The sequence below is a fragment of the Sphingomonas oligoaromativorans genome, from assembly GCF_011762195.1.
Classification (GTDB): Bacteria; Pseudomonadota; Alphaproteobacteria; order Sphingomonadales; family Sphingomonadaceae; genus Solisphingomonas; species Solisphingomonas oligoaromativorans.
The window spans coordinates 105,190-129,643 of the sequence record NZ_JAASQK010000008.1; the positions used below are offsets into that span (position 1 = coordinate 105,190).

General features: G+C 68.8%; 24 protein-coding genes. 14 read left to right on the forward strand and 10 right to left on the reverse strand.

Annotation, left to right across the window (positions count from 1 at the left end):
* The first annotated feature begins 100 nt into the window (after positions 1 to 100).
* From fliF to FHS98_RS15445, 6 genes are all read left to right on the forward strand, one after another.
* On the forward strand, positions 101 to 1,630 hold the full coding sequence (gene fliF, locus FHS98_RS15420) for a flagellar basal-body MS-ring/collar protein FliF (protein WP_208402309.1): 1,530 nt from the start codon (positions 101 to 103) through the stop codon (positions 1,628 to 1,630).
* Positions 1,627 to 1,989 carry a flagellar motor switch protein FliN gene (gene fliN / locus FHS98_RS15425; RefSeq protein ID WP_167107097.1) on the forward strand — a complete coding sequence of 121 codons (363 nt, stop codon included), beginning with the start codon at positions 1,627 to 1,629 and terminating at the stop codon, positions 1,987 to 1,989. The genes fliF and fliN overlap by 4 nt, the downstream gene beginning before the upstream one ends.
* Entirely contained in the window at positions 1,989 to 2,438 is a 450-nt protein-coding gene (locus FHS98_RS19015) for a helix-turn-helix domain-containing protein (protein ID WP_167107100.1), read from the forward strand. The genes fliN and FHS98_RS19015 overlap by 1 nt, the downstream gene beginning before the upstream one ends.
* A gap of 27 nt (positions 2,439 to 2,465) precedes the next feature.
* A complete protein-coding gene (gene flhA, locus FHS98_RS15435; RefSeq protein WP_167107103.1) occupies positions 2,466 to 4,547 on the forward strand; it encodes a flagellar biosynthesis protein FlhA in 2,082 nt (693 codons plus the stop codon).
* 86 nt (positions 4,548 to 4,633) lie between these two features.
* The gene (locus FHS98_RS15440; RefSeq protein ID WP_167107106.1) at positions 4,634 to 5,929 is read left to right on the forward strand and encodes a flagellar hook-length control protein FliK; all 1,296 of its coding nucleotides are present in this window, start codon (positions 4,634 to 4,636) and stop codon (positions 5,927 to 5,929) included.
* Between the two features lie 12 nt (positions 5,930 to 5,941).
* Entirely contained in the window at positions 5,942 to 6,640 is a 699-nt protein-coding gene (locus tag FHS98_RS15445; protein ID WP_167107109.1) for a flagellar hook assembly protein FlgD, read from the forward strand.
* 64 nt (positions 6,641 to 6,704) lie between these two features.
* On the opposite strand, the gene FHS98_RS15450 is transcribed toward FHS98_RS15445, so the two are convergent.
* Complete coding sequence (locus FHS98_RS15450; RefSeq protein WP_167107112.1) at positions 6,705 to 6,950, reverse strand: hypothetical protein; 246 nt, start codon at positions 6,948 to 6,950, stop codon at positions 6,705 to 6,707.
* 376 nt (positions 6,951 to 7,326) lie between these two features.
* Between FHS98_RS15450 and FHS98_RS15455 the strand changes: the two genes are divergently transcribed.
* Entirely contained in the window at positions 7,327 to 9,714 is a 2,388-nt protein-coding gene (locus FHS98_RS15455; RefSeq protein WP_167107115.1) for an HAD family hydrolase, read from the forward strand.
* Between the two features lie 2 nt (positions 9,715 to 9,716).
* On the forward strand, positions 9,717 to 10,529 hold the full coding sequence (locus FHS98_RS15460; RefSeq protein ID WP_167107118.1) for a class I SAM-dependent methyltransferase: 813 nt from the start codon (positions 9,717 to 9,719) through the stop codon (positions 10,527 to 10,529).
* Positions 10,530 to 10,705: 176 nt separating this feature from the next.
* On the opposite strand, the gene FHS98_RS15465 is transcribed toward FHS98_RS15460, so the two are convergent.
* The 5 genes from FHS98_RS15465 to FHS98_RS15485 form a co-directional block, all read right to left on the reverse strand.
* Positions 10,706 to 11,569 (reverse strand): flagellin, encoded by an 864-nt coding sequence (locus FHS98_RS15465; protein ID WP_167107121.1) that lies wholly within the window; start codon positions 11,567 to 11,569, stop codon positions 10,706 to 10,708.
* Between the two features lie 164 nt (positions 11,570 to 11,733).
* Positions 11,734 to 12,495 carry a flagellar basal body L-ring protein FlgH gene (flgH, locus tag FHS98_RS15470; protein WP_167107124.1) on the reverse strand — a complete coding sequence of 254 codons (762 nt, stop codon included), beginning with the start codon at positions 12,493 to 12,495 and terminating at the stop codon, positions 11,734 to 11,736.
* A 10-nt stretch (positions 12,496 to 12,505) separates the two neighbouring features.
* Complete coding sequence (gene flgA / locus FHS98_RS15475) at positions 12,506 to 12,937, reverse strand: flagellar basal body P-ring formation chaperone FlgA (RefSeq protein ID WP_167107127.1); 432 nt, start codon at positions 12,935 to 12,937, stop codon at positions 12,506 to 12,508.
* Positions 12,938 to 12,944: 7 nt separating this feature from the next.
* A complete protein-coding gene (gene flgG / locus FHS98_RS15480; protein WP_167107130.1) occupies positions 12,945 to 13,730 on the reverse strand; it encodes a flagellar basal-body rod protein FlgG in 786 nt (261 codons plus the stop codon).
* A 34-nt stretch (positions 13,731 to 13,764) separates the two neighbouring features.
* Complete coding sequence (locus tag FHS98_RS15485) at positions 13,765 to 14,505, reverse strand: flagellar hook-basal body complex protein (protein ID WP_167107133.1); 741 nt, start codon at positions 14,503 to 14,505, stop codon at positions 13,765 to 13,767.
* 144 nt (positions 14,506 to 14,649) lie between these two features.
* Between FHS98_RS15485 and FHS98_RS15490 the strand changes: the two genes are divergently transcribed.
* From FHS98_RS15490 to FHS98_RS15505, 4 genes are read left to right on the forward strand one after another with little or no spacing between them, the layout of a single operon-like run.
* A complete protein-coding gene (locus tag FHS98_RS15490) occupies positions 14,650 to 15,141 on the forward strand; it encodes a flagellar basal body-associated FliL family protein (RefSeq protein WP_167107136.1) in 492 nt (163 codons plus the stop codon).
* Positions 15,138 to 16,184 (forward strand): flagellar motor switch protein FliM, encoded by a 1,047-nt coding sequence (gene fliM / locus FHS98_RS15495; protein WP_167107139.1) that lies wholly within the window; start codon positions 15,138 to 15,140, stop codon positions 16,182 to 16,184. Before FHS98_RS15490 ends, fliM begins: the two co-directional genes overlap by 4 nt.
* The gene (locus FHS98_RS15500) at positions 16,181 to 16,618 is read left to right on the forward strand and encodes a DUF6468 domain-containing protein (protein WP_167107142.1); all 438 of its coding nucleotides are present in this window, start codon (positions 16,181 to 16,183) and stop codon (positions 16,616 to 16,618) included. The genes fliM and FHS98_RS15500 overlap by 4 nt, the downstream gene beginning before the upstream one ends.
* Positions 16,618 to 17,340, forward strand: coding sequence for a MotE family protein (locus tag FHS98_RS15505; protein ID WP_243848050.1), 723 nt, complete (start codon positions 16,618 to 16,620; stop codon positions 17,338 to 17,340). The genes FHS98_RS15500 and FHS98_RS15505 overlap by 1 nt, the downstream gene beginning before the upstream one ends.
* Positions 17,341 to 17,386: 46 nt before the next feature.
* Here the strand turns inward: FHS98_RS15505 and FHS98_RS15510 are convergent, their stop codons facing one another.
* Entirely contained in the window at positions 17,387 to 17,788 is a 402-nt protein-coding gene (locus FHS98_RS15510; RefSeq protein WP_167107145.1) for a hypothetical protein, read from the reverse strand.
* A gap of 102 nt (positions 17,789 to 17,890) precedes the next feature.
* Here FHS98_RS15510 and FHS98_RS15515 point away from each other — a divergent pair, with 102 nt between their 5' ends.
* Both FHS98_RS15515 and FHS98_RS15520 read left to right on the forward strand, forming a co-directional pair.
* Positions 17,891 to 18,136 (forward strand): hypothetical protein, encoded by a 246-nt coding sequence (locus FHS98_RS15515; protein ID WP_167107148.1) that lies wholly within the window; start codon positions 17,891 to 17,893, stop codon positions 18,134 to 18,136.
* On the forward strand, positions 18,133 to 19,893 hold the full coding sequence (locus FHS98_RS15520; protein ID WP_167107151.1) for a hypothetical protein: 1,761 nt from the start codon (positions 18,133 to 18,135) through the stop codon (positions 19,891 to 19,893). Before FHS98_RS15515 ends, FHS98_RS15520 begins: the two co-directional genes overlap by 4 nt.
* 62 nt (positions 19,894 to 19,955) lie before the next feature.
* Here the strand turns inward: FHS98_RS15520 and FHS98_RS15525 are convergent, their stop codons facing one another.
* Genes FHS98_RS15525 through FHS98_RS15535 form a run of 3 tightly spaced genes read right to left on the reverse strand, consistent with a single transcriptional unit; the run spans position 19,956 to position 24,333 of the window.
* Positions 19,956 to 20,864: a flagellin gene (locus FHS98_RS15525; protein WP_243848051.1), complete on the reverse strand. Its 909-nt coding sequence runs from the start codon at positions 20,862 to 20,864 to the stop codon at positions 19,956 to 19,958.
* A gap of 11 nt (positions 20,865 to 20,875) precedes the next feature.
* Complete coding sequence (gene flgK / locus FHS98_RS15530; RefSeq protein WP_167107162.1) at positions 20,876 to 22,975, reverse strand: flagellar hook-associated protein FlgK; 2,100 nt, start codon at positions 22,973 to 22,975, stop codon at positions 20,876 to 20,878.
* Between the two features lie 59 nt (positions 22,976 to 23,034).
* Positions 23,035 to 24,333: a flagellar hook-basal body complex protein gene (locus tag FHS98_RS15535; RefSeq protein WP_167107164.1), complete on the reverse strand. Its 1,299-nt coding sequence runs from the start codon at positions 24,331 to 24,333 to the stop codon at positions 23,035 to 23,037.
* Positions 24,334 to 24,454 lie beyond the last annotated feature (121 nt).

Below are 24,454 nucleotides of genomic sequence, written 5' to 3' on the forward strand. Positions count from 1 at the left end.
ATGGAGAAGGCAGGGGCGCGACGCCCTTGCAGTCTATCTCGCGAGGCCGGCCTTGAATGGATTGCGTACACTCATAGCGCAGCTCGGGACGCGCAAGCTGATGATGATGGGCGGCGTCGCGCTGACCCTGCTCGTCGGCATCGCCGCGCTCGCGCTGCACGGCTCCTCGCCCCGGATGGGCTATCTCTATTCGGATCTGGACCCGTCGGCGGCCCAGGCGATCAGCGAGAAGCTCAAGGCCCAGAACGTCCCCTTCCAGCTCTCGCCCGACGGCACCGCCATCCTGGCCCCCGCCGATCGCCTGCCGGAGCTGCGCATGGGGATGGCCTCCGAGAAGCTGGGCGGCAAGATCGGCTATGAGGTGCTCGACGCGGAGGAGCCGTTCGGCGTCTCCTCCTCGCGCGCCAAGATGAACGAGACGCGCGCGATCGAGGGCGAACTCGCCAAGTCGATCGAGAGCCTCGAAAGCGTCGAGAAGGCGCGCGTCCACATCGTCATGCCGGACCGCGAGATGTTCTCGTCCGAAGCCCGCAAGGCGACGGCGGCGGTGACGCTCAAGACGCGCGGGCGGCTGCCCGGCGAGGCGGTGCAGTCGATCCGCTATCTCGTCTCCTCCTCGGTGCCCGAGCTGTCGCCCACCAGCGTGTCGATCGTCGACCAGCAGGGCACCCTGCTCGCCCGCGCCGGCGAGGAGGGCGACGCCCTCTCCTCCGAGATGGAGGAGCGTCAGGCGCAGGTCGAGGAGCGGCTGCGCACCGAGATCGAGCAGCTCGTCGAGCCGGTGGTCGGCGCCGGCAAGGTCCATGCGCAGGTCGCCGTCCAGCTCGACCGCGACCAGACGCGCGAGGAAGCGGAGGTCTTCGATCCCGACAAGCAGGTGATCCAGCATCAGGTCTCGGTCGATTCCAAGGATCAGAACAGCCAGAACAAGGCGGACGCGGACGGGGCCTCGGTCAGCACCCAGCTCCCCGACAGCAACGGCATCAACGGCTCGGGCCGCGACAGCCAGCAGTCCGCCAAGGACGATACCTCGGAAGACACGACCTTCCAGAACAGCCGCACCCACACGGTGAGCGTCCGCTCGCCGGGCAGGATCACGCGGCTGACCGTGGCGGTGATGGTCGATGCCGCGCCCAAGGGGCTGTCGCCGGTCGAGAACCAGCGGCTCACGCGCCTGATCGAGAATGCCGTCGGCTATGATGCCGAGCGCGGCGACAGCGTGGTGGTCGACAGCATGGCCTTCGCGCCGACCGCCGACGAGATCGCCGCCAAGGGCGGCCTGCCCTTCGGCATCACGACGGACCAGCTCATCGGCCTCGTCAAGATCCTGCTGGTGGCGGGCGGCGCGCTGATCGCGCTGCGCATGGCTCTGCCCCGCCTGCGCCCCGCCGACGGCGCCTCGCCCAACACGCTGATCCCGGTCGGCGGTCAGGCGGAAGACGCCGACGGCCTGCTCCAGCTCGAAGATGGCGGCCTGGATGAGGATGGCACGCCGCTGCTCGATCAGGAGATCGCGCTCGCGCAGGTCGACGGCCGCATCCGGCTTTCCGCGCTGAAGCGCATCGGGGACGCGATCACGTCCAGCCCCGCCGAGGCCGCCTCGGTGATCCGCCAGTGGATGAACGCATGAACGAGGAAGCGATGACCCAGGATGCCGAACCGCGCCAGTTGGCGCCCACCCAGTTCGAGGCCGATCCGTCCGACACGCCCCCGCCGGGGCCGGGCAAGCCGGGTGCCGCGCCCACCGCGAGCGACCTTCAGGCCGTGTTCGACGTGCCGGTGAAGGTGCAGGCGGTGCTCGGCCGCTCGCGCATGGACATCGGCGAGCTGATGCGGCTCAAGACCGGCGACGTGGTGGAGCTGGACCGGCGCGTCGGCGAGCCGGCGGACATCTTCGTCAACAACCGCCTGATCGCGCGCGGCGAGGTCGTCCTGATCGACGGCACATTGGGCGTGACGCTCACCGAAATCGTGCGGCAGGACCGCTGATGGCCGCAACCGAGGCCCCTGCGGGCCACCTGCTGCTGGTCGGCGATCCCGGCGCGGCGCTGGACGTCGCCGCCGGAATGGTGCGCGACGCGGAAGGGGAACTGTCGGTCCGCAACGCCAGCATGGCGGCGCTGGAACGCCTCCAGCGATCCGGCCGGCCGCTGGTGATGGTGGACGTGGCGATCGACGTCGAGGATGTCGTCGCCCGCCTCAACGGCAACCGGGAGGCGGCGCCGGCCGCGCTCCCCGCCGAAGCGCCGGTGGAATATGAGCGGCTGGTCGGCCGCACCGTCGCCGAAGTGGAGCGCGAGCTGATCCTCCAGACACTGGCGCGCTGCCACGGCAACCGCACCTCGGCGGCCAATATCCTCGGTATCTCGGTCAGGACCATGCGCAACAAGCTGCGCAGCTTCATCGAAGACGGCATCGCCATCGCGCCGGCATCCTGACGCCTTTTCCCGTTTCGGAGTGTAGCCATGCCTCCCCAGCTCGACATGCTGCTGAAGCGGCTTGGGCCGAACCGCGACCTCGCGCTCGCGATCGGCGTCATCGGCATCATCGCGATGCTGATCCTGCCGATGCCAGGCTGGATGCTCGATTTCGGCCTCGCCCTCTCGATCACCGCCTCGGTGCTGATCCTGATGACGGCGCTGTTCATCGACACGCCGCTCCAGCTTTCGAGCTTCCCGACCATCCTGCTCATCACCACGATGCTCAGGCTCGGCCTGAACCTCGCCTCGACGCGCCTGATCCTCGGCCACGGCCATGAGGGGCATCAGGCGGCGGGCGGCGTGATCGGCGCGTTCGGCGAGTTCCTGATGGGCGGTGAGACGGTGATCGGCCTCACCATCTTCATGATCCTGGTGGTCATCAACTTCGTCGTCATCACCAAGGGCGCGGGGCGCATCGCGGAGGTGGCGGCGCGCTTCAGCCTCGACGCCATGCCCGGCAAGCAGATGGCGATCGACGCCGACCTCAACGCCGGCCTCATCACCGAGGCGCAGGCCCGCGAACGCCGCACCGAGCTGGAGGCCGAAAGCGGCTTCTACGGCGCGATGGACGGCGCCTCCAAATTCGTGAAGGGCGATGCGGTCGCCGCCCTCGTCATCACCGCGATCAACATCGTGGTGGGGCTCATTGTCGGCGTCGTCATCCATGGCGTACCGATCGGCGAGGCCTTCCACACCTATACCGTGCTGACGGCGGGCGACGGCCTGGTCAGCCAGATTCCGGCGCTGATCGTCTCGACGGCGGCCGGCCTGCTCGTCTCCAAGGGCGGCATCAGCGGCAAGACGGGCGCGGCGCTGGGCGATCAGCTCGGCCGCTATCCCAAGGCGTTCGGCATGGTGGCGGCGCTGCTGGCGATATTGGCGATCATGCCGGGCCTGCCTTTCCTGCCCTTCGCGGTGCTGGGCGGGCTGACCGGCTGGGCCGGCTGGGCGCTCAACCGCCGGGCCGTCGCAACCACCGCGCAGGCCCGGCTTCAGGAAGCGATCGCGCAGCAGCAGGCCAGCGACGTCGAGGAACCCATCCAGCAGACGCTCGCCATCGATGCGGTGCGCATCGAGCTGGGCTATGCGCTGCTCCCGATCATCAACAATTCGCAGACCGAGCCGCGCCTCGACATCCAGGTCCGCGCGCTCCGGCGCCAGATGGCGACCGACTATGGCTTCGTGCTGCCGGCGGTGCGCATCACCGACAATCTGTCGCTCAAGCCCAACGAATATGTCGTCCACGTCAAGGAGACCGAGGTCGCGCGCGGCGAGATCCGCATCGACAAGCTGCTGGTCATCAATCCCTCGGGCGGCCCGCCGGGCCTCGCCGGCGAGGAGACGCGCGAGCCGGTGTTCAACCTCCCCGCGCTGTGGATCGACCGGACGCTGCGCGAGGAAGCGGGCTTCCGGGGCCTCACCGTGGTCGACAGCGGCGCGATCATCACCACCCACCTGACCGAGATCGTCAAGGACTCGATCGCCGACCTGCTCTCCTATTCGGAGACGCAAAAGCTGCTGACCGAAGTGCATCGGGAATGCGAGAAGCTCTATAACGAACTGGTTCCCGCCAAGATCTCGATCTCGGGCATCCAGCGCATCCTCCAGACCCTGCTGTCCGAAGGCGTGTCGATCCGCGACATCCCCTCGATCCTCGAAGGGATCGGCGAGGCGACCGGCTTCACCCAGAACATCGCCCAGATGGCCGAACATGTCCGCAGCCGGCTGGCGCGGCAGATTTCGGCCCAGCAGACGCGCGACGGGACGATCCCGATCGTCACGCTCGCGCCGCGCTGGGACGAGGCGTTCGGCGACAGCATCCTGGGGCAGGGCGAGGAGCGGCATCTCGCCATGGCGCCCTCCAAGCTTCAGGAGTTCATCGCCTCCGTCCGCGAGACGTTCGACCGGCTGGCGCAGGATGGGGAAATCCCCTGCCTGCTCACCAGCCCGCCGCTGCGGCCCTTCGTGCGATCGATCATCGAGCGGGTGCGGCCGTCGACCGTGGTGCTGTCGCAGAACGAGATCCATGCCCGCGCGCGCATCCGCAGCCTCGGCATGGTCGGCTGATCCAAAAGCGGCGGGGCGGAACCGGCCTCCGGCCCGATCCTCCTATGATGGAATATGCCCCTTCTATCCTGCGGGAAGATTGCTGAATGAACGTCGCGCCTGTCGCCCCCACGCCTACGCCCGCCCGCGCGGCGGATGCTCCGTCACCGGCGGCCTCCGCCTTCGGGGGACTGCTGGAGATGGCGGGCGGGACGTCCGGCAGCACGGCGACGCCAGCCGCCCAGCCGGGTGTTGCGCCGGCCCCGGCGCCTGTCGAGCCGGTGCTTCCCCAGCCGGTCGCGAGCGCTGCGCCCGCCGCCGACCATCGGCCACCTGTATCCGCTCCCCTCCCCGCGAAACCGGAGGTGCAGCCGGATCAGCCCGTCACGGAGGCCACGCCGCCTGAAGCCGAGACAGCGGCCACGCCCACCCCGGCCATGTCACCCGCGCCGGCGGCTCCGGCGCCTGCCACCGTGGCGGCGACGCTCGTCACGCAGTTGCGCTCCCGGCAGGCCATCCCCACCGATGACGTCGAAGCCCGGAAGCCGGTCGTCGGCGCCAAAGACGACGATGCCGCAGCGAAGGACGGGAAAGGCCTCGGCACGGACAAGGACAAGACCGCCAAATCCGCTCCGGCTGCCTCTGGCGATGCGCAGCCGCCACAACCCGTGATGCTGGCAGCCGCCCCCGCCCCGGCCATCCTTCCGCCGCCCTCCACCGGGCACGCGGCCGGGCAGAAAAGCGAGGGCACGGACGCCACGGGCGGCAGCGCCGGAACATCGGCCGTCCTCCCCACGCCGCACGATCCCGCCGGCGCGGCCCCGGCGGCCAACGGCCCGGACAATCTCCCGCCGCTGCTCGCCAGCCAGACGCCCGCCTTGACGCAACCCGTCCGGCAGGCGCCGGTCTTCGCTCCCTCCGCCGCTCCGCAGGATAGCCCCGTCGCCGCCGCCGAGCCCGGCCGGATCGGGCGGGACATCGGCGTCGAGATCGCGCGCCATGTCGCGGCGGGCCGCGACGAGGTGACGATCCGCCTGACGCCGGCCGAGATGGGCCATGTCGAGGTGCGTCTCTCCTTCGACGACAAGGGCGCGCTCCATGCGGCGGTGCGCGCCGACAACCCGCAGGCGCTCGACATGCTGCGTCGCGATGCCGGCGATCTCGGCCGCTCGCTCGCCGACGCGGGCATCCGCGCCGACAGCTCCAGCTTCAGCTTCGATCGTCGCGACAGCGGCGCCGGCCAGTTCGCCCAGCAGCAGCATCAACAGCAGCACGGCCATTCCGACGGGCGCCCGCGCCACACGGGCGCCGCCTTCCGCGATCGTGGCGACGGCGATCCCATCGCGTCCCTCAGCCCATACCGGCAGCTCCGCACGAGCGGCCGCGTCGACCTCATGGCATAGGAGCCACCCGACATGACCTCCGTTCCCAGCGCCGATTCCTCGACGAGCAACACCGCCACCGGCAATGCGGGCGGCACGCAGCAGGCCGCCAACAGCTTCTCGCCGGATCTCAACCTCTTCCTGAAGCTGCTCACCACGCAGCTCCAGAATCAGGATCCGCTGAACCCGATGGACACGTCGGAATATACCCAGCAGCTCGTCCAATATTCGCAGGTCGAGCAGGAGATGCAGCAGACCGGCACGCTCAACAACATCCTCGCCAGCCTCAGTTCGCAGGGCGTGTCGCAGGCCTCCGCCTTCATCGGCCGCGAGGCGCGGTTCGACACCGACACCGCCGGCCTCAAGGGCGATGCGACACCGACCTGGACCTATGCCATCTCCAGCACGCCCGCCACGCTGACCGCCACGATCAAGGATGCCGATGGCAAGGTGGTGAAGGAGGTCACGCTCGATCCGGCCTCCGAGGGGCGGTTCACCTGGGACGGCAAGATGGACGACGGCACGACCGCGCCCGACGGCGCCTATACGCTCTCCCTTTCGGCGAAGACGGACAATGGCGCGGATTTGCAGGCGACGATCAACACGGTCGGCATCGTCAAGGACGTGGTGACGGACGGGCAGAATGTGCTGCTGGGCGTGAACGGGCTGCGCTATTCCTTGCAGGGGCTGGTGGCCGTCTCATCGCCTTCGGCCCCCACCGCGGACGCCTGAGCGGCGCGCGCGACGACGAGGCCGCCGCCGATGGCGCGGCGTGCCCCCTCCCCCCTGCGGCGGCTCAACTGTTGAGCGCGGACAAAATCTCTTCGGCCCCGACGATCGCGGTCGTTTCGACGTCGGGCTGAACCTCGTAATCGATCAGTTCGCTCCCCTCGATCGAGAGCGGCAGGATCAGCGCGGTCAGGCATTCCTCGATCAGCGGATCGTCGGCATGACCGATCGTCGCGTTCACGTCGTCGAGGCCCAGCCCCCCCTCCGATAGCCGGCGCGCAGCGGCACGCCACAGCAGCGACGGATCGGACACCGCGAATTTCAGGATTGCGTCATATATCGTTACGGATAGTTCACCCTTGAGGCAGGGATCCCCGATTCCGCTCGCCCAAGATACGTCCATCTGTGTCCCGCTCCAAACACATATTCGCCGTTCCCCCCCGGGTTGGCCGCCGAGCGTCGCCCGAACGACCCCGCCAGACAGCGCTGTTCAACATGAAGAATTGTTCACCAACTACGGGATAATCCTTAGGTTCATCTCCGGTTAAACTGCCTAAGGTCGATCGCCACCCGGATCGCGGCCTGCGGCCCTCGCGACAAACGGACGGCGCCGCACGAGACGGCTCCCATTCATCCTATAACGGAAGGAGCGCCCCGATCCGGGCGCCCCTCTTCCGCTGGGGATGACGATGATCCAGACTTCCATCCGGGCCGACGGCCTGCCGGGGCTGCTGGCCACGATGCCGCCCGAGATCCGATGCCTGTCGCTCGACTGTTTCGACACGCTGCTATGGCGCAACGTCCACGCGCCGATCGACGTCTTCGCCGATCTCCCGCTGCCCGGCGGCGCCGTGGAATCGCGGATATGGGCCGAGCGCAAGGCCCGCCGCCAGGCGCCTTATCTGCATGGCCGCACCGAGGTGACGCTGGAGGAAATCCACGCCGAACTGCTGCCCGAAAGCACGGAGGCGGCGCGCGCCGCCATGGCTCAGGCCGAACTCGATGCCGAGGCGCGGCATTGCTACGCCTTCGCGCCGACCCGCGACCTGATCCTCGATGCCCGGCGGCGCGGTCTTCATGTCGTCATCGTCTCGGACACCTATCTGTCGGCGCCGCAGCTCCGCACCCTGATCGAGCGGACCGCCGGCCCCGAACTTCTCGGCATGATCGACCACATCTTCTGCTCGTCCGAATATGGGATGGGCAAGGCGGCCGGGTTGTTCAGCCATGTGCTGGCCGGGCTCGGCATTCCGCCGTCCGCCATCCTGCACGTCGGCGACAATCCCATCGCGGATCGCGACGCGCCGGCCAAGCTCGGCATCCACAACGTCCACCTCAAGCAGTTCGACGAAGTGACGGAGCAGCGCCTCCGCCTCGAAGCGGCGGCGGCCTCGATGATCGAGCCCGCCAGCCGCGTCTCCGTGCCGCTGCTGCAATCGCACCGCCCGCAGCTCGCGCTGCGCCGCGATCGCGACCCGGCCCATATGCTCGGCCATGACGTGCTCGGCCCGCTGATGCACGGCTTCGCGCAGTGGATCCGCGCCGAGGCGGAGGCAATGGAAAGCGCCAGCGGCAAGCCGGTGAAGCTGCTCTTCCTGCTGCGCGACGGCCACCTGCCGGCCCGCGCCTTCGAGACGCTCTATCCCGACTGGGCGGATCGGGTGATCCCGGTGGAGATCAGCCGCTTCACCGCGACGGCCGCAAGCTTCACCGACAGGGCCGCGATCGACGATTATATGGCCGATACGCTGCCCGGCCTGCGCAGTTCGGCGCTCCCCGCGCGGCAGATGCTGCTGGAGGAGAAGGAGTGGAACGCGCTCGGCGAGCAAACCGACATACGCCGCTTCGCCAGGGCGATCCGCCAGCCCGCGACCAGCACCAAGATCCTCGCGCGCTCCGCCAGGCTCGCCGAAGGCCTGTTCGCCCATCTGCGCGCCCGTGGCGTGTCGGACGGCGACTGCGTGATGATGATCGACCTCGGCTATAACGGCTCCGTCCAGAACGTCGTCGAGCCCGTGCTGCGCGCGACGATGAAGCTGGAGATCACGGGGCGCTACCTGCTGCTGCGCGAGGTCCAGCAGTCGGGCCTCGACAAGAAGGGCCTGTTCGACGTCCGCCATTACGACTTCAAGGCGCTCTACGCGCTGGCGGAGGACATCTCGATCGTCGAGCAGCTCTGCACCGTCACGCAAGGCTCGGTGATCGACTATACGCCCGAGGGCGAGCCCATTCGCGGCGCCCACGACATCAAGGGCGCGCAGAGCAATTGCCGCGAGATCGCGCAGGATGCCTGCCTCGCCTTCCTGCGCGGCGTGGGAAGCGCGGTGGTGCGCCCGCCCGCCTCCAGCGATGCCGACGCCTCGCGCCGGACTTCGCTTGCCGTGCTGGCCCGCCTGCTGTTCCTGCCGCTCGCGGACGAGGTGACGCTGCTGGAGAATTTCCAGCACGACGTGAACATGGGCACCGACGTGCAGATCCGCATGGTGGACAGCAAGGCCGCCGGCGAAGGCCTCAAGCGGCGCGGGCTGTTCTACATCAAGGACGCCTCGCGCATGTTCCTGCCCGGCGAGTTGCAGCGCCACGGCCTGCCGATCAACCTCGCCATCCTCGGCTCGCGCCGCTTCGGGCTCGACCTGCGCAAGACCGACTTCGACGTGGGCGCGCTCAAGCTGCCGATCGCGCTGCTTGATGCCGGCGGCAACACCACCACCACGGTCGACGCCCACCCAACGGCGGAAGGCTATTATCAGGCGGTGATCCCGGTCGGCGCCTCGCGCTATTCGATCGGCCTGCGCTTCGGCCAGCTCTTCGACGTCGTGCAGATCGAGGAGATCGCCTTCCAGCCGGTGAAGGAATATCTCTCGCCCCGCATCAAGGAGAAGATGCGACCCGCCACGCCGATCGCCGACGGCATGGAGGAGGTCGCCCCCGGCCTCTACCGCATCGATGGCCCGCAGGCCTTCATGCTGGTGCCCCCGCCGCCCGCGAGCGGCGACCAGCACATGCTTCTCAGCCTCGTATTCCGTCCCGTCCTCCAGCGCGGCTCGGCCTCGCTGGCCCAGAAGAAGGTAGCCTGACCATGGCCAATCTCCTGATCCACTCCATGTCGGAATTTGCCGACATCATCCTGGAGGCGATGCGCCTCGCGGATGCCCGCTCCGTCGCCGAGGTCGGCGCGGAATATGGCGGCATGTCCGCCCGCCTCGCCGAGCATGTCGCCGCGCGCGGCGGCCGCCTCACCAGCATCGATCCCTCGCCCAAGCCCGAGTTCCTGAGCTGGGTGGCCGGCGCGCCGCATGTCCGCCATGTCGCCGAACCGAGCCTGGAGGCGCTGGGCGGCCTCTCCGGCGTCGACGCCTGGGTGATCGACGGCGACCATAACTGGTACACCGTCTATCACGAGCTGAAGCAGGCCGAGGCGAACAACCTGCGCGACGGCAAGCCGATGCTCGCCTTCCTCCACGACGTCGCCTGGCCCTGCGGCCGGCGGGACTTCTATTATGCGCCGCAGCGCATCCCCGCCGAATATCGCCACGCCTACGATTATCAGGGCGGCATCTTCCCCGGCAGCAGCCAGCCGGTCGCCGGGCACGGCTTCCGCGGCATGGGCCAGTTCGCCGTCGCCACCCATGAGGGCGGCCCCCGCAACGGCGTGTTGACCGCGATCGAGGATTTCCTCGCCGAGGCCAAGGCCGAAGGCCGGGACTATGCCTTCGCCGAGGTTCCCGCCGTGTTCGGGCTGGGCGTGGTGTTCTCGGCCGACGCGCCGTGGAGCGAGCAGGTGGCGGCGCTGCTGCTGCCCTATCACCGCAATCGCCTGATCGCCTCGCTGGAGGAGAACCGGCTCGCCAACTATCTGACCGTGCTCGAGTGGCAGGACCGCGCCGCCTGAGACGCTGACCGCACGACAGCGAGGCCGGCGCCGGGGAGCCATCCCGGCGCCGGCTTCTTTTTTGCGCCCGGAGCGCGAGCGCCCACAGCAAAAAGACCGGGACGGCGGATGCCATCCCGGTCTCCCTGAACGCCGCCCCCAAGCGGGGGAGCTATGACGGGGCGCCGTTCGATCCTTTAGCGGAAGAGCGAAAGGATCGTCTGCGGCGCCTGGTTGGCGATCGACAGGGCCTGCACGCCAAGCTGCTGCTTGACCTGGAGGGCCTGAAGGTTCGCCGATTCCTTGGCGAGATCGGCGTCGACGAGGTTGCCCACGCCGCTCTCGAGCGCATCGGACAGCTTGCTCGTGAAGGTGAGCTGACGGTCGATCGTGCGCGAGGCCGAACCCAGATCGGAGAGCTTGCTCGCGAGATTGTCCGAGCTCGTCTTGAGCGTGGACAGCATCGCATGGGCATCCGCCTGCGTGCCGATGTCATCGGTCGCCGCGATGGTGATCGTGCTGCCGCCGAGGCCGAGGTCGACATTGTCGACATCGAGCGTCGAGGGATCCCACGCCGCCGCGTTGGTCGGCGAGGTCGAGCCGCCCTGAAGCGACTGGAGCGCCGAGACGCTGCCGCCGCCCGACTTCAGCAGGTTGATGCCGTTGAAGTCCGACGAATCCACGATCGTGGTGATCTGATCGCGCAGGTTGGTGAAGTCGGTGTTGTACTGGTCGCGCTGATCGGTGGTCAGCGTGTCGTCGTCCGACTTCGCCGCGAGCGTCTTCATCTGGTTGAGGATGTCGGAGATGCTCTCCGCACCCGAGATGGCGACGTCCGTGACGCTCTTCGCGTTGTTGAGCGAGGAGGTGACGGCGGACAGGCCGCTGATGTCGCCCCGCAGGCCCTGCGCGATGTTGAAGGCAGCCGAGTCATCCTTGGTCGATGCCACGGCCAGGCCGGTGTTGATGCGGCTCTGGGTGGTCGCCATCGACTTGTTGGTCTGGTTCAGGCTCTGGAGAGCCGTCATCGCACCGATGTTGGTGTTAACCGAAAAGCTCATGTCTTTGATCCTTCTGGGATTTGAAAGCCGAATTCTTCGGCCTTGACTGGAAGCGCCCAGCCAGCGGTGACAGGATTTCGATCAGGTCACATTTCATTCTGGGAAGGATTTCGAACACGCCCAACGAAAACACCGAAATTTTTTGGCCCGGCCTCTCCCCGCGATCAGAAGGGGAAGAGGGCGTCGTAGATCTGCTGGCCCCAGCGCTGCTGCTGCGCGTCGGTGAGCTGGCCTCGGCCGCCATAGCTGATCCGCGCCTCGGCGATCTGGCTGTGGAGGATGCTGTTGTCGCGCGCGATATCTTCGGGGCGGACGATGCCGGAGACGACCAGCTCGCGCAGCTCGAAATTGACGCGCACCTCCTGCCGGGCCTGCACCATCAGATTGCCGTTGGGCAGCACGTCGGTGACGATCGCGGCGATGGTGGTGTTGATCTGCTCGCTGCGCGCGGTGTTGCCCGCGCCCGATGAGGTGGAGTTGGAGCTGCTGTCGACCAGCTTCGACGGGTCCGGGTGGCCGGGCAGCACCTTCACGAGCTGCGATTCCAGCCCGAACAGCGAACTCAGCCCCGCCGTCTCGGCGCCGGTGCGCGATCGGGTGGTGGAATTGTCCAGCACCGCCTTGTCGGCGATGTTGATGCGGATGGTGAGCACGTCGCCGACGCGCGAGGCGCGCTGATCGTGGAAGAAGGCGCCGGCGCCCGTACGGAACAGCGAGGCGGTGGGCGCCGCCTGCGGCTGAGCCCGGCCCCTCATCCCGGCGCGGTGGGCGGCCGCCTGATCGCCCAGCGACGGCTCGATCACCGGCGCCACCGGATCGGCCGGTGGCGGCGTCATCTTCGGCGGGCGACCGACATTTTCCAGCCGCCCCGCCACGCCACAGCCCGTCAGCCCCGCCATCAGCAGCAGGGGAATGATCCGTCGCATCCGCATCCTCCTATCGTGCCGCCAGGCGGACCTGCCCGCTGCCTTCGATCGTGGCGTCCAGCGTGCGGTTGGTGGCGCCGCTCAGCACGCGCACCGGATCGCCGATGCCGCCGCCGTTGAGCGCCTTTCCTTCCGTGGTGATCTTCAGCCCGCCGGTGTTGAAGGCGATCGTCACCGTCTCGCCGCGCTTGACGACTTGCGGGCGCATCAGGTCCCCGCCGCGCACCACCGTTCCCGCGGCCAGACGGCGCGACGCCTGAAGGCCGATGGCGGATGCCACGGGCGTGGCGCCCCGCGCCCAGCCGGGCGCGCGCGGCTCCACGGCGAAGTCGGCGGCGGAGAGCGTCTCTCCCCGATCCACCGTGCGCGCGAGCACCGGCACATCGACGGTCGACGGGGCGGGAGCGGCGGCCAGAAGGGCCGCGAGCAGCAGGGTCGCCATGGCGGGATCAATGCATCTGGGTGGTGGTGGAGAGCATCTCGTCCGCCGTCTTCACGACGCGGCTGTTCATCTCATAGGCGCGCTGGGCGGAGATGAGCGAGGTGATCTCCGAGACCGGATTGACGTTGGACGCTTCCAGGAAGCCCTGGCTCAGCGTGCCGAAGCCCGGCTCGCCCGGATCGGCGATGGTCGGCTGGCCGGAGGCTTCGGTCTCCATGAACAGGTTGGAGCCCTTGGCTTCCAGCCCCGCCTCGTTGACGAAGCTGGCGAGCTGGAGCTGTCCGACCGTCTGGAGGTTGGTCTGGTTGGCGAGCTTCACCTGCACCAGGCCGGTCTTGGAGATCACCGTGTCGAGCACGCCCTGCGGAAGCGTGATCGGCGGCTCGACGCGATAGCCATCGGTGGTGACCAGCTCGCCCTGATCGTTGGGCTGGAAGGAGCCGGCGCGGGTATAGGCCGTCTCGCCGCTCGGCAGGATGATCTGGAAATAGCCGGGGCCTTCGATCTCCAGATCATAGGGATTGCTGGTGCTGGTCGCGGCGCCCTGCTCGTTGATGCGATAGACGCCGCCGGTGCGCACGCCCGCGCCGATCTGGATGCCGGTCGGCACGCGGTTGCCGTCGGGGCTCGATTCCGCGCCGGGACGAGAGACCTGCTGGTAAAGCAGATCCTGGAACTCCGCCCGCTGCCGCTTGTAGGCGGTGGTGTTCATGTTGGCGATGTTGTTGGAGATCACGTCGACATTGGTCTGCTGGGCCAACATGCCCGTCGAGGCGATGGAGAGCGAACGCATGGATGTTGTCCTTCGGTCGTGAAGAGGGTTGGGATCAGTTGACCTTGCCGAGCCGCTGGATGGCGTTGTGGCGCAGATCGTCGAGGCTCTGCGACATGGCCTGGCTGGTCTGGTAGGCGCGCAGGATCTCGACCATCTTGGTGGTCTCGGCGATCGGCTCGACGTTCGAGGCCTCGACACCGCCGCTCTTGAGCCGCGTCTCGGCCGGCGTGAGCACGCGGCCGCCGGTGCCCGCCATCATCCCGTCGCCGCGCGGCGTGACGACCGCCTCGTTGGAGAAGCTGGTGACACCAAGGCGCCCGATCACCCCGTCCGGCCCCATCACCGAGCCGTCGGCGGTGATGGTGATGCGGTTCTGCTGATCGGTCGGCACCGTGATCGTGCGCCCCTTGTCGTCGAGCAGCGGATCGCCGCTCGACGTCGCCAGCACGCCGGACTGGAGCACCTTCACGAAGCCCGCCCGCGTATAGGCGACGCCGCCCGGCGTCTGCACCGAGAGATAGCCCGGCCCGTCGATCATCACGTCCAGCGGATTGCCAGTCGCCTGGAAGGCGCCCTGCGTGGTGTCGTGGATGGCGCCAAAGTCGAGCACGAAGCTGGTCTTCTTCGCATCCTCGATCGGCGCGTCGGCGGTCTGCTCGACATATTCGTGGAAGAGCGGCTGCTCGCGCTTGAAGCCCACCGTGTTGGTGTTCGCCATATTGTTGGCCGCGACGTCCAGACGGCGGCGCAGCGCCTCTTCATGGCTGAGCAGCACGAAGGATGACACGTCCATACAGGCGGACCTTCCTGAAAAAATCGCGACCGGGGCGGCAAAATCTGCCGCGCACTCATCCTATAATAGACGGGAACGGGCCGGGATGGACGCGAGGGCGATCATTTCGGCGCGACGATCCGCAAATCCCAAGGGGGTGAACAGGTGCCCACCACGTCCGTCATCGAAGCCGACGTCAAAGCCGGCGGCGCCCCGCCTGCCCGCTCGCGCAAGCGCCTGATCCTCGCCGCCGCCGGCGTGGTGGCGCTGTTGGCGGCGGCGGGCGGCGGCTATGCCTGGTGGTCCCGCGAACCGTCCTCCCCATCGGAGAGCGCCAGCGGCGATGTGCCGGCCAAGGCCTATGTCGACGTGCCTTCGCTGGTCGTGAACCTGCGCAGCAGCGACGGGCGCGCCCATCTGCTCAAGCTGCACGTCATGCTGGTCGCGGCGGACGCCGGGCGCAACGCCGCGATCACCGCGAAGATGCCGCTCTATCTCGACACGCTCCAGCCCTTCCTGCGCGAGCTTCGCCCGGAGGATCTGAACGGCTCGGCCGCCGTCTTCCGCATGAAGGAGGAGATGCTCGCCCGCGCCAACGACGCGATGGGCAACGGCATGATCCGCGACGTGCTGATCCAGGATCTGGTGCAGCAATGACGAACGGCCCCGAGCCCGGCGAGGACGGCGACGACTTCGAGGAGATCGCCCTCTTCACCCCGCAGCCTGCCGCCCTCGACGGCGATACGCCCTTCGATCAGGCCGATATCGACGCGCTGCTGGGCTTCGGCTCCGCCTCGCCCGCCAGGCCCAAGAGCGGCCTGCGCGCGGTCATCGAATCCAACGTCATCAGCCATGAACGGCTGCCGATGCTGGAGGTGGTGTGCGAACGCATGGTGCGCAGCTTCGCCACCAGTATGCGCAACCTCACCTCCGATGCGATCGACGTGACGCTGGACGAAGTGACATCGGTGCGCTTCGGCGAGTTCATGAACCGCGTGCCGCTGCCCGCCATGATCGGCGTGTTCAACGTGCAGGAGTGGGAGAATTACGGGATCGCCATCGTCGATTCCAACCTGATCTACGCGGTGGTCGATGCGCTTCTGGGCGGGCGCAAGGGCAACTCCCCGCTCCGCATCGAGGGCCGCGCCTTCACCACGATCGAGACGAAGCTCGTGTCGCGGATGGTGCAGCTCGCGCTCGACGATCTGGCCAACGCCTTCGAGGCGATCGAGCCCGTCAACATGGAGCTGAAGCGCATCGAGACGAGCCCCCGCTTCGCCGCCATCGCCGGCCCCTCCAACATCGCCGCCGTCGCCACCTTCTCGGTCGACATGGAAGGGCGCGGGGGGCGGTTCACCGTGCTCTTGCCCTACGCCACGATCGAGCCGGTGCGCGGCCGCCTGCTCCAGCGCTTCATGGGCGAGAAGCTCGGCCGCGACCGCATGTGGGAAGCCCATATGGCCAGCGAGCTGTGGCAGACCGAAATCACCATGGATGTCGTGCTCGGCCAGCGCCAGATGCGGCTGCACGACGTCTCGAACCTCGCCGTCGGCCAGACGATCCGCCTCGATCGCGGCCCCGACGACACGCTGGAGGTCCATTGCGGCGGCGTGCCGCTGGGCCACGCGCATATCGGCCAGCGCCGCAGCAACATGGCCGTCCGCATGGTCACCGACATCGCCCGGGAGAATGGGAAATGACGTTCGCGAGCCTTACCAACATCGTCGTGGCCTGCCTGTGCCTCGGCGTCATCCTCCAGAGCGTGCGGATGATCCGCAACATCCGCCTGATCCAGACGGGCGATCTCGGCGACACGATCAAGTCGCTCGATCGCGCCACCGCGCAGGCCCGCGCGGTGCTGGCGGAACTGAAGGACGTGCTCATCACCGACGGCGCCGCCAACGCCCGCATCATCGCCACCGGCGAGACGCTGCGCGACGAGCTGTCGGTGATGGTCGGCATCGGCAACGCCGTGGCGGATCGCATCATGGAGGCCGCCAGCCCCGGCGATCAGCACAACAAGGCTGACGCCGTTACGCCCAAGCCCTCGCCCAAGCGCTCCCGCCGCCGCCGCGCCGCGCCCCGCGCCGACACCGCCGTCGAGGGCGCTCCGGCCCATGCGAGCCTCCAGTGATGAAGCTCCGCTCGCTCCTCCCCGCCTCGCTCCAGCGGATCGGCTGGAAGCCGCCGCTCATCACCATGATGATGGGCGCGGCCGGCATCTCGGCGATCGCCAACGCCATGGCTTCCGCGACGCCCGCCGCCGCCCCGGCCGAGGCCGAGGTGCCGACGCGGCTGGGCACGTCGATCCAGCAGAGCCTGCGCGAGCGGGATCAGGCGCTGGCCGGGCAGAAGCGCGCGCTCGATCTGCGCGAGCAGGCCCAGCGCGCCGCCGAGCAGCGCCTGCAAAGCGCGATGCAGTCCGGCCAGCAGGCGGCGCCCGCCCCCGGCACGGCACCCGCGCCGATCACCGGCACTTCGGCCACGCCCTATGACGAGCTGGCCCGCATCTATCAGGCGATGAAGCCCGCCAAGGCCGCGCCGATCTTCGAGAAGCTCGAACTCGACGTGCAGATCGAGGTCGCCCGCCGGATGCGCGACCGCTCGACCGCGCTGCTGCTCGCCAGCATGAGCCCGGACGGCGCGGCCGAACTCAGCATGGCGATGGCCGGGCGGCATGTCGTGAAGGCGCCGCCGCCCCGCGTGGCCGCGCGGGCCGAGGCGCCGGCGAAGAGCACCCCGGCCCCCGCCAGGGCGGCCGACCGGAGCCAGCGGCCCAGACATCGAGCGGCTCGCGCGATGGCGGAGCAGGCGGCGACGCCCGAACCGGCGGCTCAGCTCGCCACCGCGCAATGAGGGATGCGGCGGAGCGGCTCCCCTCGGGCCGTTCCGCCGAAGGATGTCAGGCGGGCACGGCGTCCAGCCGGACGATCAGCACGCGCGCGATCCCCGGATGGGCGCGCTTCATCGCCGCGTTGAGATCCGCGCTCAACCGCCCGGCATCGACCGGCGTGTAGCCCGAGGCATAAAGGCGCGAGAATTCCAGCGCCGCCGTCAGCGCCGTGGCGCGCAGCTCCGGCATCCGGCTGCGGAGCGTATCGGCGGCGCCCGCGCTGTCCGCCTCCAGCACCAGCGTGACGCTCAGCGCCCCCTCGATCCGGCTTTCGCCGAAGATGGGCGTGGTGATCTCGCTCAGCGACACGAATTGCGGGGCCAGCGCATTCACCGGACGCGACGCGGCGGACGCGTCGCTCGCGGCCAGCACCGACAAAGCGGTGATCGCGGTGTTGACGGCCTTGCGCATGGGAGACTCCGACTGACCCTGAACGCGCCGATCCAACAGGCGCGGGAGCGAACCGGCGGCCCGTTCCTCTTCTATAATAGAGGGAAAAGCAGGGAGCCCCCCATGAGCCACGATCAGCGCCCCGGCCGGGTGCGCGTGTTTTCGTCCGGCAGCCCGGCCGCGACGCCGCAGCGCCGCCGGACCGATCCGCCCCCGGCGCCCGCCGTGGCGCCGCCTGCCGATGCGGCTCCCGCAGCCGGGCCGTCTCTGCGCGCGCTGGCGGTCCGTGGGGCGCTGTTCCTCGTCTCCTGCGCGGCGGGGGGCGCTCTTGCCGAGGCCTATCACCTGCCCGAGATGCTCGTCCGATGAAATGGCCGCTGCTGCTGGCGTCGGCGGCCGCGATCGCGGCGCCCTCGCTTCCTCCCGCCACGCCGCCCGCCCCTGTCCCCACGCCGCCGCCCGCGCGCCTGCCGGGCTTCGCGGCGGAGCTGGCGCAGGCCGCGCCGATCGTGAACGGCCATGCCTGGGCGGCGCTGCCCGAGGCCGACGCCTGGCGAGCGCTGGCCGCCTCTTCCGGCCTCCAGCGCCAGCGCGTGCGCTGGGCCTTCGCGCGCGACAGGATCGGGCGCGGGCGCGGCGCCGAGGCGATCGGCCTGCTCGACCTGATGGCCGACGACGACCCCGATCTCACGATGGTCGACAATTGGCGGCTGGCCCATGGCGCGGCCGAGGTGCTGATGGCGCGCTGGGACGATGCCTCACGCGACCTTTCCACGGGGACGCTCGGCGGCAATGCCGAGGCCTGCGCGTGGCGGCTGCGCGCGCTGGCCGAGGCGGGCCTGTCCGCCGAAGCCCTGTCGCTGGTCGCCTGTGCCCGCTCCGTGATCGAGCAGCGATCGCCGGAGGCCCGCGCGCCCTTCCTCGTCGCGGCGGCGCGGGCGGCGGTCGAGGGCGGCCAGCCGCGCCTCGCCCTCTCCTGGCTCGCCACCCTGCCGGATCGCGATCCGGCCGCCAATCTCTATCGCGGGCGCGCCGAGGGCGTGATGGGCCATGCCGGCGAAGCCCGCCTCCGGCTCGCCCGCGTCGAGAAGAGCGGCACCGCGGCGGAGCGCGCCGATGCCCGGCTGAGCGGGATCGAACTGGCCTCCGCCAACGGCTGGATCACACCCGCCGAGACGATCCGCCGGCTCGACGCCTTCCGCTATCGCTGGCGCGGCGACACGATCGAGGAGCGCGCGCTGCGCCTCGGATACCGGACCGCCCTCCGCATCGGCGATCTCGACGCGACGCTGCGCACCGGCGCGACGCTCTATCGCTTCTACGACCCCGCGCGGCAGGGGCCGGACTTCGTGCCCACGCTTCAGGCGAAGCTCGCCGCCGCGCTGGACCCGGCGGGCGGACTGCCGCTCGATCGCGCGGCGGGGCTGTTCTGGGACTATCGCGACCTCTTGCCCGGCGGCGCCGAGGGCGACCTGCTGGTGAGCAAGCTCGCCGGCCGGTTGCAGGCGGCCGAACTCTATCAGCGCGCCGCCGAACTCTACGAGCATCAGCTCCTCGTGCGCGCGACGGACCTTTCGCGAGGGCCGCTCTCGGTGAAGGTGGCGACGCTCTATGTGCTCGCCGGCCGCCCCGATCGCGCGGTGGTGGCGATGCGCAAGACGGCCAGCGCCGCCTATCCCGACGCCATGCTGTTCGAGCGCAAGCGCGTCGAGGCCGTCGCGCTCAGCCAGCTCGGCCGCACGCGCGAGGCGGACGCCGTGCTTCAGGACGTGCCCGGCGGCGGCGCGATCCGGGGCGAGCTGGCATGGAAGCGGCATGACTGGGCGACGGTCGCCACCGAGACCAAGGCCCAGCTCCCGGCCACCGGCGCGCTCAGCGACGTCGGCCAGGCGATCGTGCTGCGCCGCGCGATCGCGCTCGCCATGCTGCGCCAGGAGGACGAGCTGGCGGCGCTTCACGCGCGCTACGCCGCCGCCTTCGCCCGCCTGCCCAACGGCCCGGTGTTCGCCGCGCTGACCAGCGCGCCGGGCGCCACCGATCCGGCGCTGTTCGCCAAGGCGATGGCGGCATTGCCCTCGGCGAGCCCGGTCGGCGATCTGGCCGAGCTGATCGACGCCGGCGCATGAGGAAAGGGGGCGCCCGGCCAGCCGCCGGACGCCCCCTTCCCCGAGCCCATGACGGTGATGCTTCAGTCGAAGAAGTTCAGCAGCGACATGCCGTTGAGCTTCTGCAACGCGGCATAGGAGGCCTGAAGCTGGGTGGTCCGGTTCGAGAGGTCGAAGGCCACCTGATCCATGTCGGCATCCTCGGCGTCGCCCACCACCTGCGTGAGCAGCGTGGCGCGATCCTGAGCCCGATCGCCGAACGCCTCCACCTTGTTCATCATGTCGCCGTTGCGCGCATCGACCGAGCGCAGGTCGGTCAGGCCCTGGTCGATCTGGCCCATGGCGGTCTTGATGCCGTCCATCTGCGCGTCGGTCAGCTTGTCGCCGAACGGCGCGAGCGCCGCCAGCGTGCTGAACGCCTGCACCAGCCCGGTGCCGAGGTCACTCGCGCCGATGCCATATTGCGTGTCGACATTGTCGCTGAGCCGCGCCGTGGTGCGCACGTCGTCATTGCCGAAGGCGGCATCCGGCGGCGTCAGGCCGATCATGTCCGAAAGCTGGTTCGGCTTGAAGGGCTGGCTGTCGGTCTGCGATCCGGCGAAGATCGGCACGCCGGCCTCGTTGGCGTTGAGGGAATCGCGCAGATCGTTGAACGATTCCTCGATCGCGGAGCCCAGATCCGGCGAATCCCCGGTGCCGATCGCCTTGAGCAGCTTGGTCTTGAGATCGCTCACGCTGTCGTCGATCGTGCCGAGGCTCACCTTGTAGAAGCCGAGCGTGGTGTCGACGCGCTTGGCGACCACGCCCTGCGCCTGCTGCTGCGCCAGCATCGAGGATGCCGATAGCACCCGGCCGACATTGCTGCCGAGCGAGGCATAATCCTGCACCTTCTTCGTCGTCTCAAGCTGGATGTTCAGGTTGGCGACCTGCTCTCGCGAGCGGCTCAATGCAGCGGAGATGACGTTCTGCTGCGCCATGGTAGCGACTCTCATACCAAACTCCCTCAGCTCACCATGTTGAGAAGCGTGTCGTACATGCTGCTGGCGGTGGTCAGCACGCGGGCCGCCGCCGAATAGCTGTTTTGCAGCACGACCATCTGGGCCAGCTCTTCGTCGATGTTGACGCCGGCGAAGCTGTCCCGCCGGTTGACCGCGTCGTCGCGGCGCGCGGCGGTGTCGGTGGCGTTGGTCTGGGCCTGCGCGGCATCGTTGCCGATGTCGCCGAAAAGCTGGTTGGCGTACTGGCCGATGCTGCCCTTCACACCCTTGCCGAAATCGGCCTGGCCGTTCAGCACGTCGATGAAGTTGTTGGCGCCGGTGGTGTCGCCCTTGCCGATGCCGTTCTCGCCCACCGCGGCGCCGGCCTTGTAGACCGCAAGCGGCAGCCGCGAGACGTCCGACGCGATGTCGGGCCGCACCTGGGCGGAGGACAGGCCGGCATAATCGCCGCTCAGCCCGGACAGCGCCGAGAAGGAGACGCCGGTGCCGTTGCGGTTGGTGGAATCGGACGGAATGGCGACGGTGGCGCCCGCCGCCTGCGCGTTGGGCGTGAAGCGGATCTGGCCCCGGCTATCCAGCGCGAAGCTGCCGAACGCCGAGAGCGAGCTGCCGTTGAGCCCGTTGATGACATCGCCGAAGGTCTGCCCCGGCGCGCCGCTCAGCGTATAGCTGCCGAGTTCGCGGCCCGCGGAATCGCGCAGCACGATCTGCGCGGTCTGGCCGGTGGCGAAGCCGGTCGGATCGGTCGCGTCGAAACCCGAGGGGACGAGCGGATTGCCCTCGCTGCGCACCAGATCGTTGAGCCCGAAATATTGCGAGAAGCCGACGCCGGCGCGATCGCTCGGCGTGGTCGGATCCTGCGCCACGGCGACGCCATTGTCCGAACTCGTCGCCTTGATGCTGAGCGTGCCGTCCGCCGACAGTGTCGCCGTGCCGAACCCGCCCAGCCCGGCGTTGATGGCGTTCACCGCATCGTCGACGGTGGCGGTCGGCCCCAGCGCGTCGAAGTCGATGGTGGTGGTGGCGAGCACCGTGCCGTCCTGCGCGGTGACGGCGAACACCGCCTTGCCGGTGAAGCCCAGCCGGTCGCCGCCGGTGAGCCCACTCGGCCGCCCGTCGAGCGACTGCGGGGCCGGCTGCGTCGTGCCCGCGTTGGAAGCAGAGTTGAGCGCGCCGGCGAGCCCGCCATACATCGAGCCCATGCGCTCGGCATAGGCGGGCAGCGTCTTGTCGCGGAGCGTCAGCAGCCCGCCCAGCTTGCCGCCGATGGTGCCGCCGTCGATCGTCTCGCCGGTCGTCGGCCCCGGCTGGCCCGAAGCATCGGCGAAGCGGATGTCGATCGGCGGATAGGTCGACTGCGAGGCCGTGTTGCCGGCCGGATAGCTCAGCAGCCGCAGCCGGTTGTCGAGCAGCGCCTGCCCCGATGCGGTGTCGATCGTCACGCGGCCGTCCGGCTGGTCGCGGACGGTGACGTTCATCAGCCCGCTCAGTTCCTGAAGCGCGGACACCCGCTCGTCCTCCGGGCCGGCGGTGCTGTGGCCCTGCCCCTTGAGCGAGGACACCGTGTCGTTCAGATCGTCGATCTTGGTGAGCAGGACGTTGATGCGGCTGACCGTGGTGCCGACATCGCTGGCGACATTGGCGCGCAGCCCGTCGATATCCTGATCCAGCCCGCCCATCGAATCGAGCAGGTTCTGCACGCTGCTGACGAACTGGTTGCGGGTCTGCCCCGGATCCTGCGAGCCGGTCATCTTGGTGGCGTTGGCGAGCACGTCGTTGAACTGCTCGGGCAGGCCCGTGCCGCTGCCCGGCTTGCCGAGATAGGACTGGAGCTGATCCAGATAGTCGGACAGGATGTCCGCCTGCCCGGCATCCCCGCCGCGCCGGTAGACCGCATTCTCCAGATAGCGATCCGCCACCCGCTCCGGCTCGGACACCAGCACACCGTTGGTGCGCCCGGCCGCGACATTGCTGGTGACCGCCACCCTCTGCCGCGCATAGCCCGGCGTGTTGACGTTCGAGATGTTGTTGGACACCGCCCCCATCCCCGCCTGCGAGGCGGCGAGGCCAGACATGGCGGTTCCGAGAATGTCGTTGAGAGACACGGGATGACTTCCTTCGGACTATCGGAAGATGGGGACGGGGCGGCGGCCGGAAGGAAGCGTCAGCGTTTGAGGTCGCTCAGTTCCTGAAGCATCTGGTCCACCGTCGTGATGATCTTCGACGAGGCGCTGTAGGCGCGCTGGAAGCGGATCATATTAGTGAACTCGGTGCCCAGATCGGCGGTCGAGCCTTCGAGCATATTCTCGGTGATCTTGCCGGAGCCCTGCGTGCCGGCGGGGTTGATGAGCGCGTTGCCGGAATCGTCTGACACGGTGTAGGCGTTGCCCTGGATCGCGGTGAGGCCGTCGGGATTGGCGAAGGTGGCGATCGGAAGCTGGTAGATCGGGCGGATCTCGCCCTTGTCGAACACCGCGCTGACGACGCCGGTGTCCGAGACGGTGATGCCGGTGACCGCGCCGAACAGCCCGCCGTCCACCGAGGAGCCGATCAGGCCGGACGCATCGCTGGTCTGCGTCAGGCCGTCGAGCTTGCCGTCCGTGCCGAGGCCGAGCTTGATCGGCTGCGCGCCCGCGCCGTTGGTCCAGCCGGGGTTGAGGCCCGCGAACAGCGCCGGGTCGGAACCGGCGACGTCGAGGCTACCGTCCGGGTTGAACTTCACCTGCCCCGTGGCGAGGATGCCGTCGGCCGCCGACACGTCGCTCGCCGGGACGGCATAGACCTCGGCCTGCCAGGTGTTCGCGCCGGTCTTCACGAAGCCGAGGTTGAGCTGATGCTCGCCGCCCTGCTCGTCATAGACGGTGATCGGGCGGGAGAACTGCGCCGTCACATTGCCCTTGGCGATATCACCCGCCGTATAGCCCGTGATCTCCTGCGTGCTCGATTGCAGGTTGATCTGCACATTGGCGGTGGTGGTGGGCTCGGCCGTGCCCGACAACGCCTTGTAGTTGATCGTCTGAAGATCGCTCAGATTGCCGTTGTTGGTGAAATTGCCGTTGGAATCGAGCGGCCAGCCCTGGAGATAATAGCCGGAGGAATTCTTCAGGAAGCCGAAATCGTCGGGCGAGAAGGAGCCAGCGCGGGTATAGGCGACCTTGCTGTCCGCGCCCGTGCCGTCGCGCACGACGAAGAAGCCGTTGCCGTTGACGGCGAGATCGTAGCCGCTGCCGGTCTGCAAGGGCGTGCCCGCCTTCGAGATATATTGCCGGGTGACCATGTTGACGCCGCCCGCGGCATAGGCGCCGCCATGGCCGCCGCCACCGACGAGCGTGCTGAAATCGGCTCCAACGGCCTTGTAGCCGACCGTGTTGACGTTGGTGATGTTGTCGGCGACCGTCGCCATCGCGGCGGACTGGGCGTTCAGACCCGAGACGCCGGCATACAGAGCGGAATAGAGGCTCACAACTTTCTCCGTGCGCAGTGGTCGGCGGGCCGCCTTCGGGCATCCCGTCCTTTGCCAGCATCATTGTAGGAGAGCCCCGAAGCCCACCAAATACGGGGAAAATTTTTCCTAGCCGGCTCCG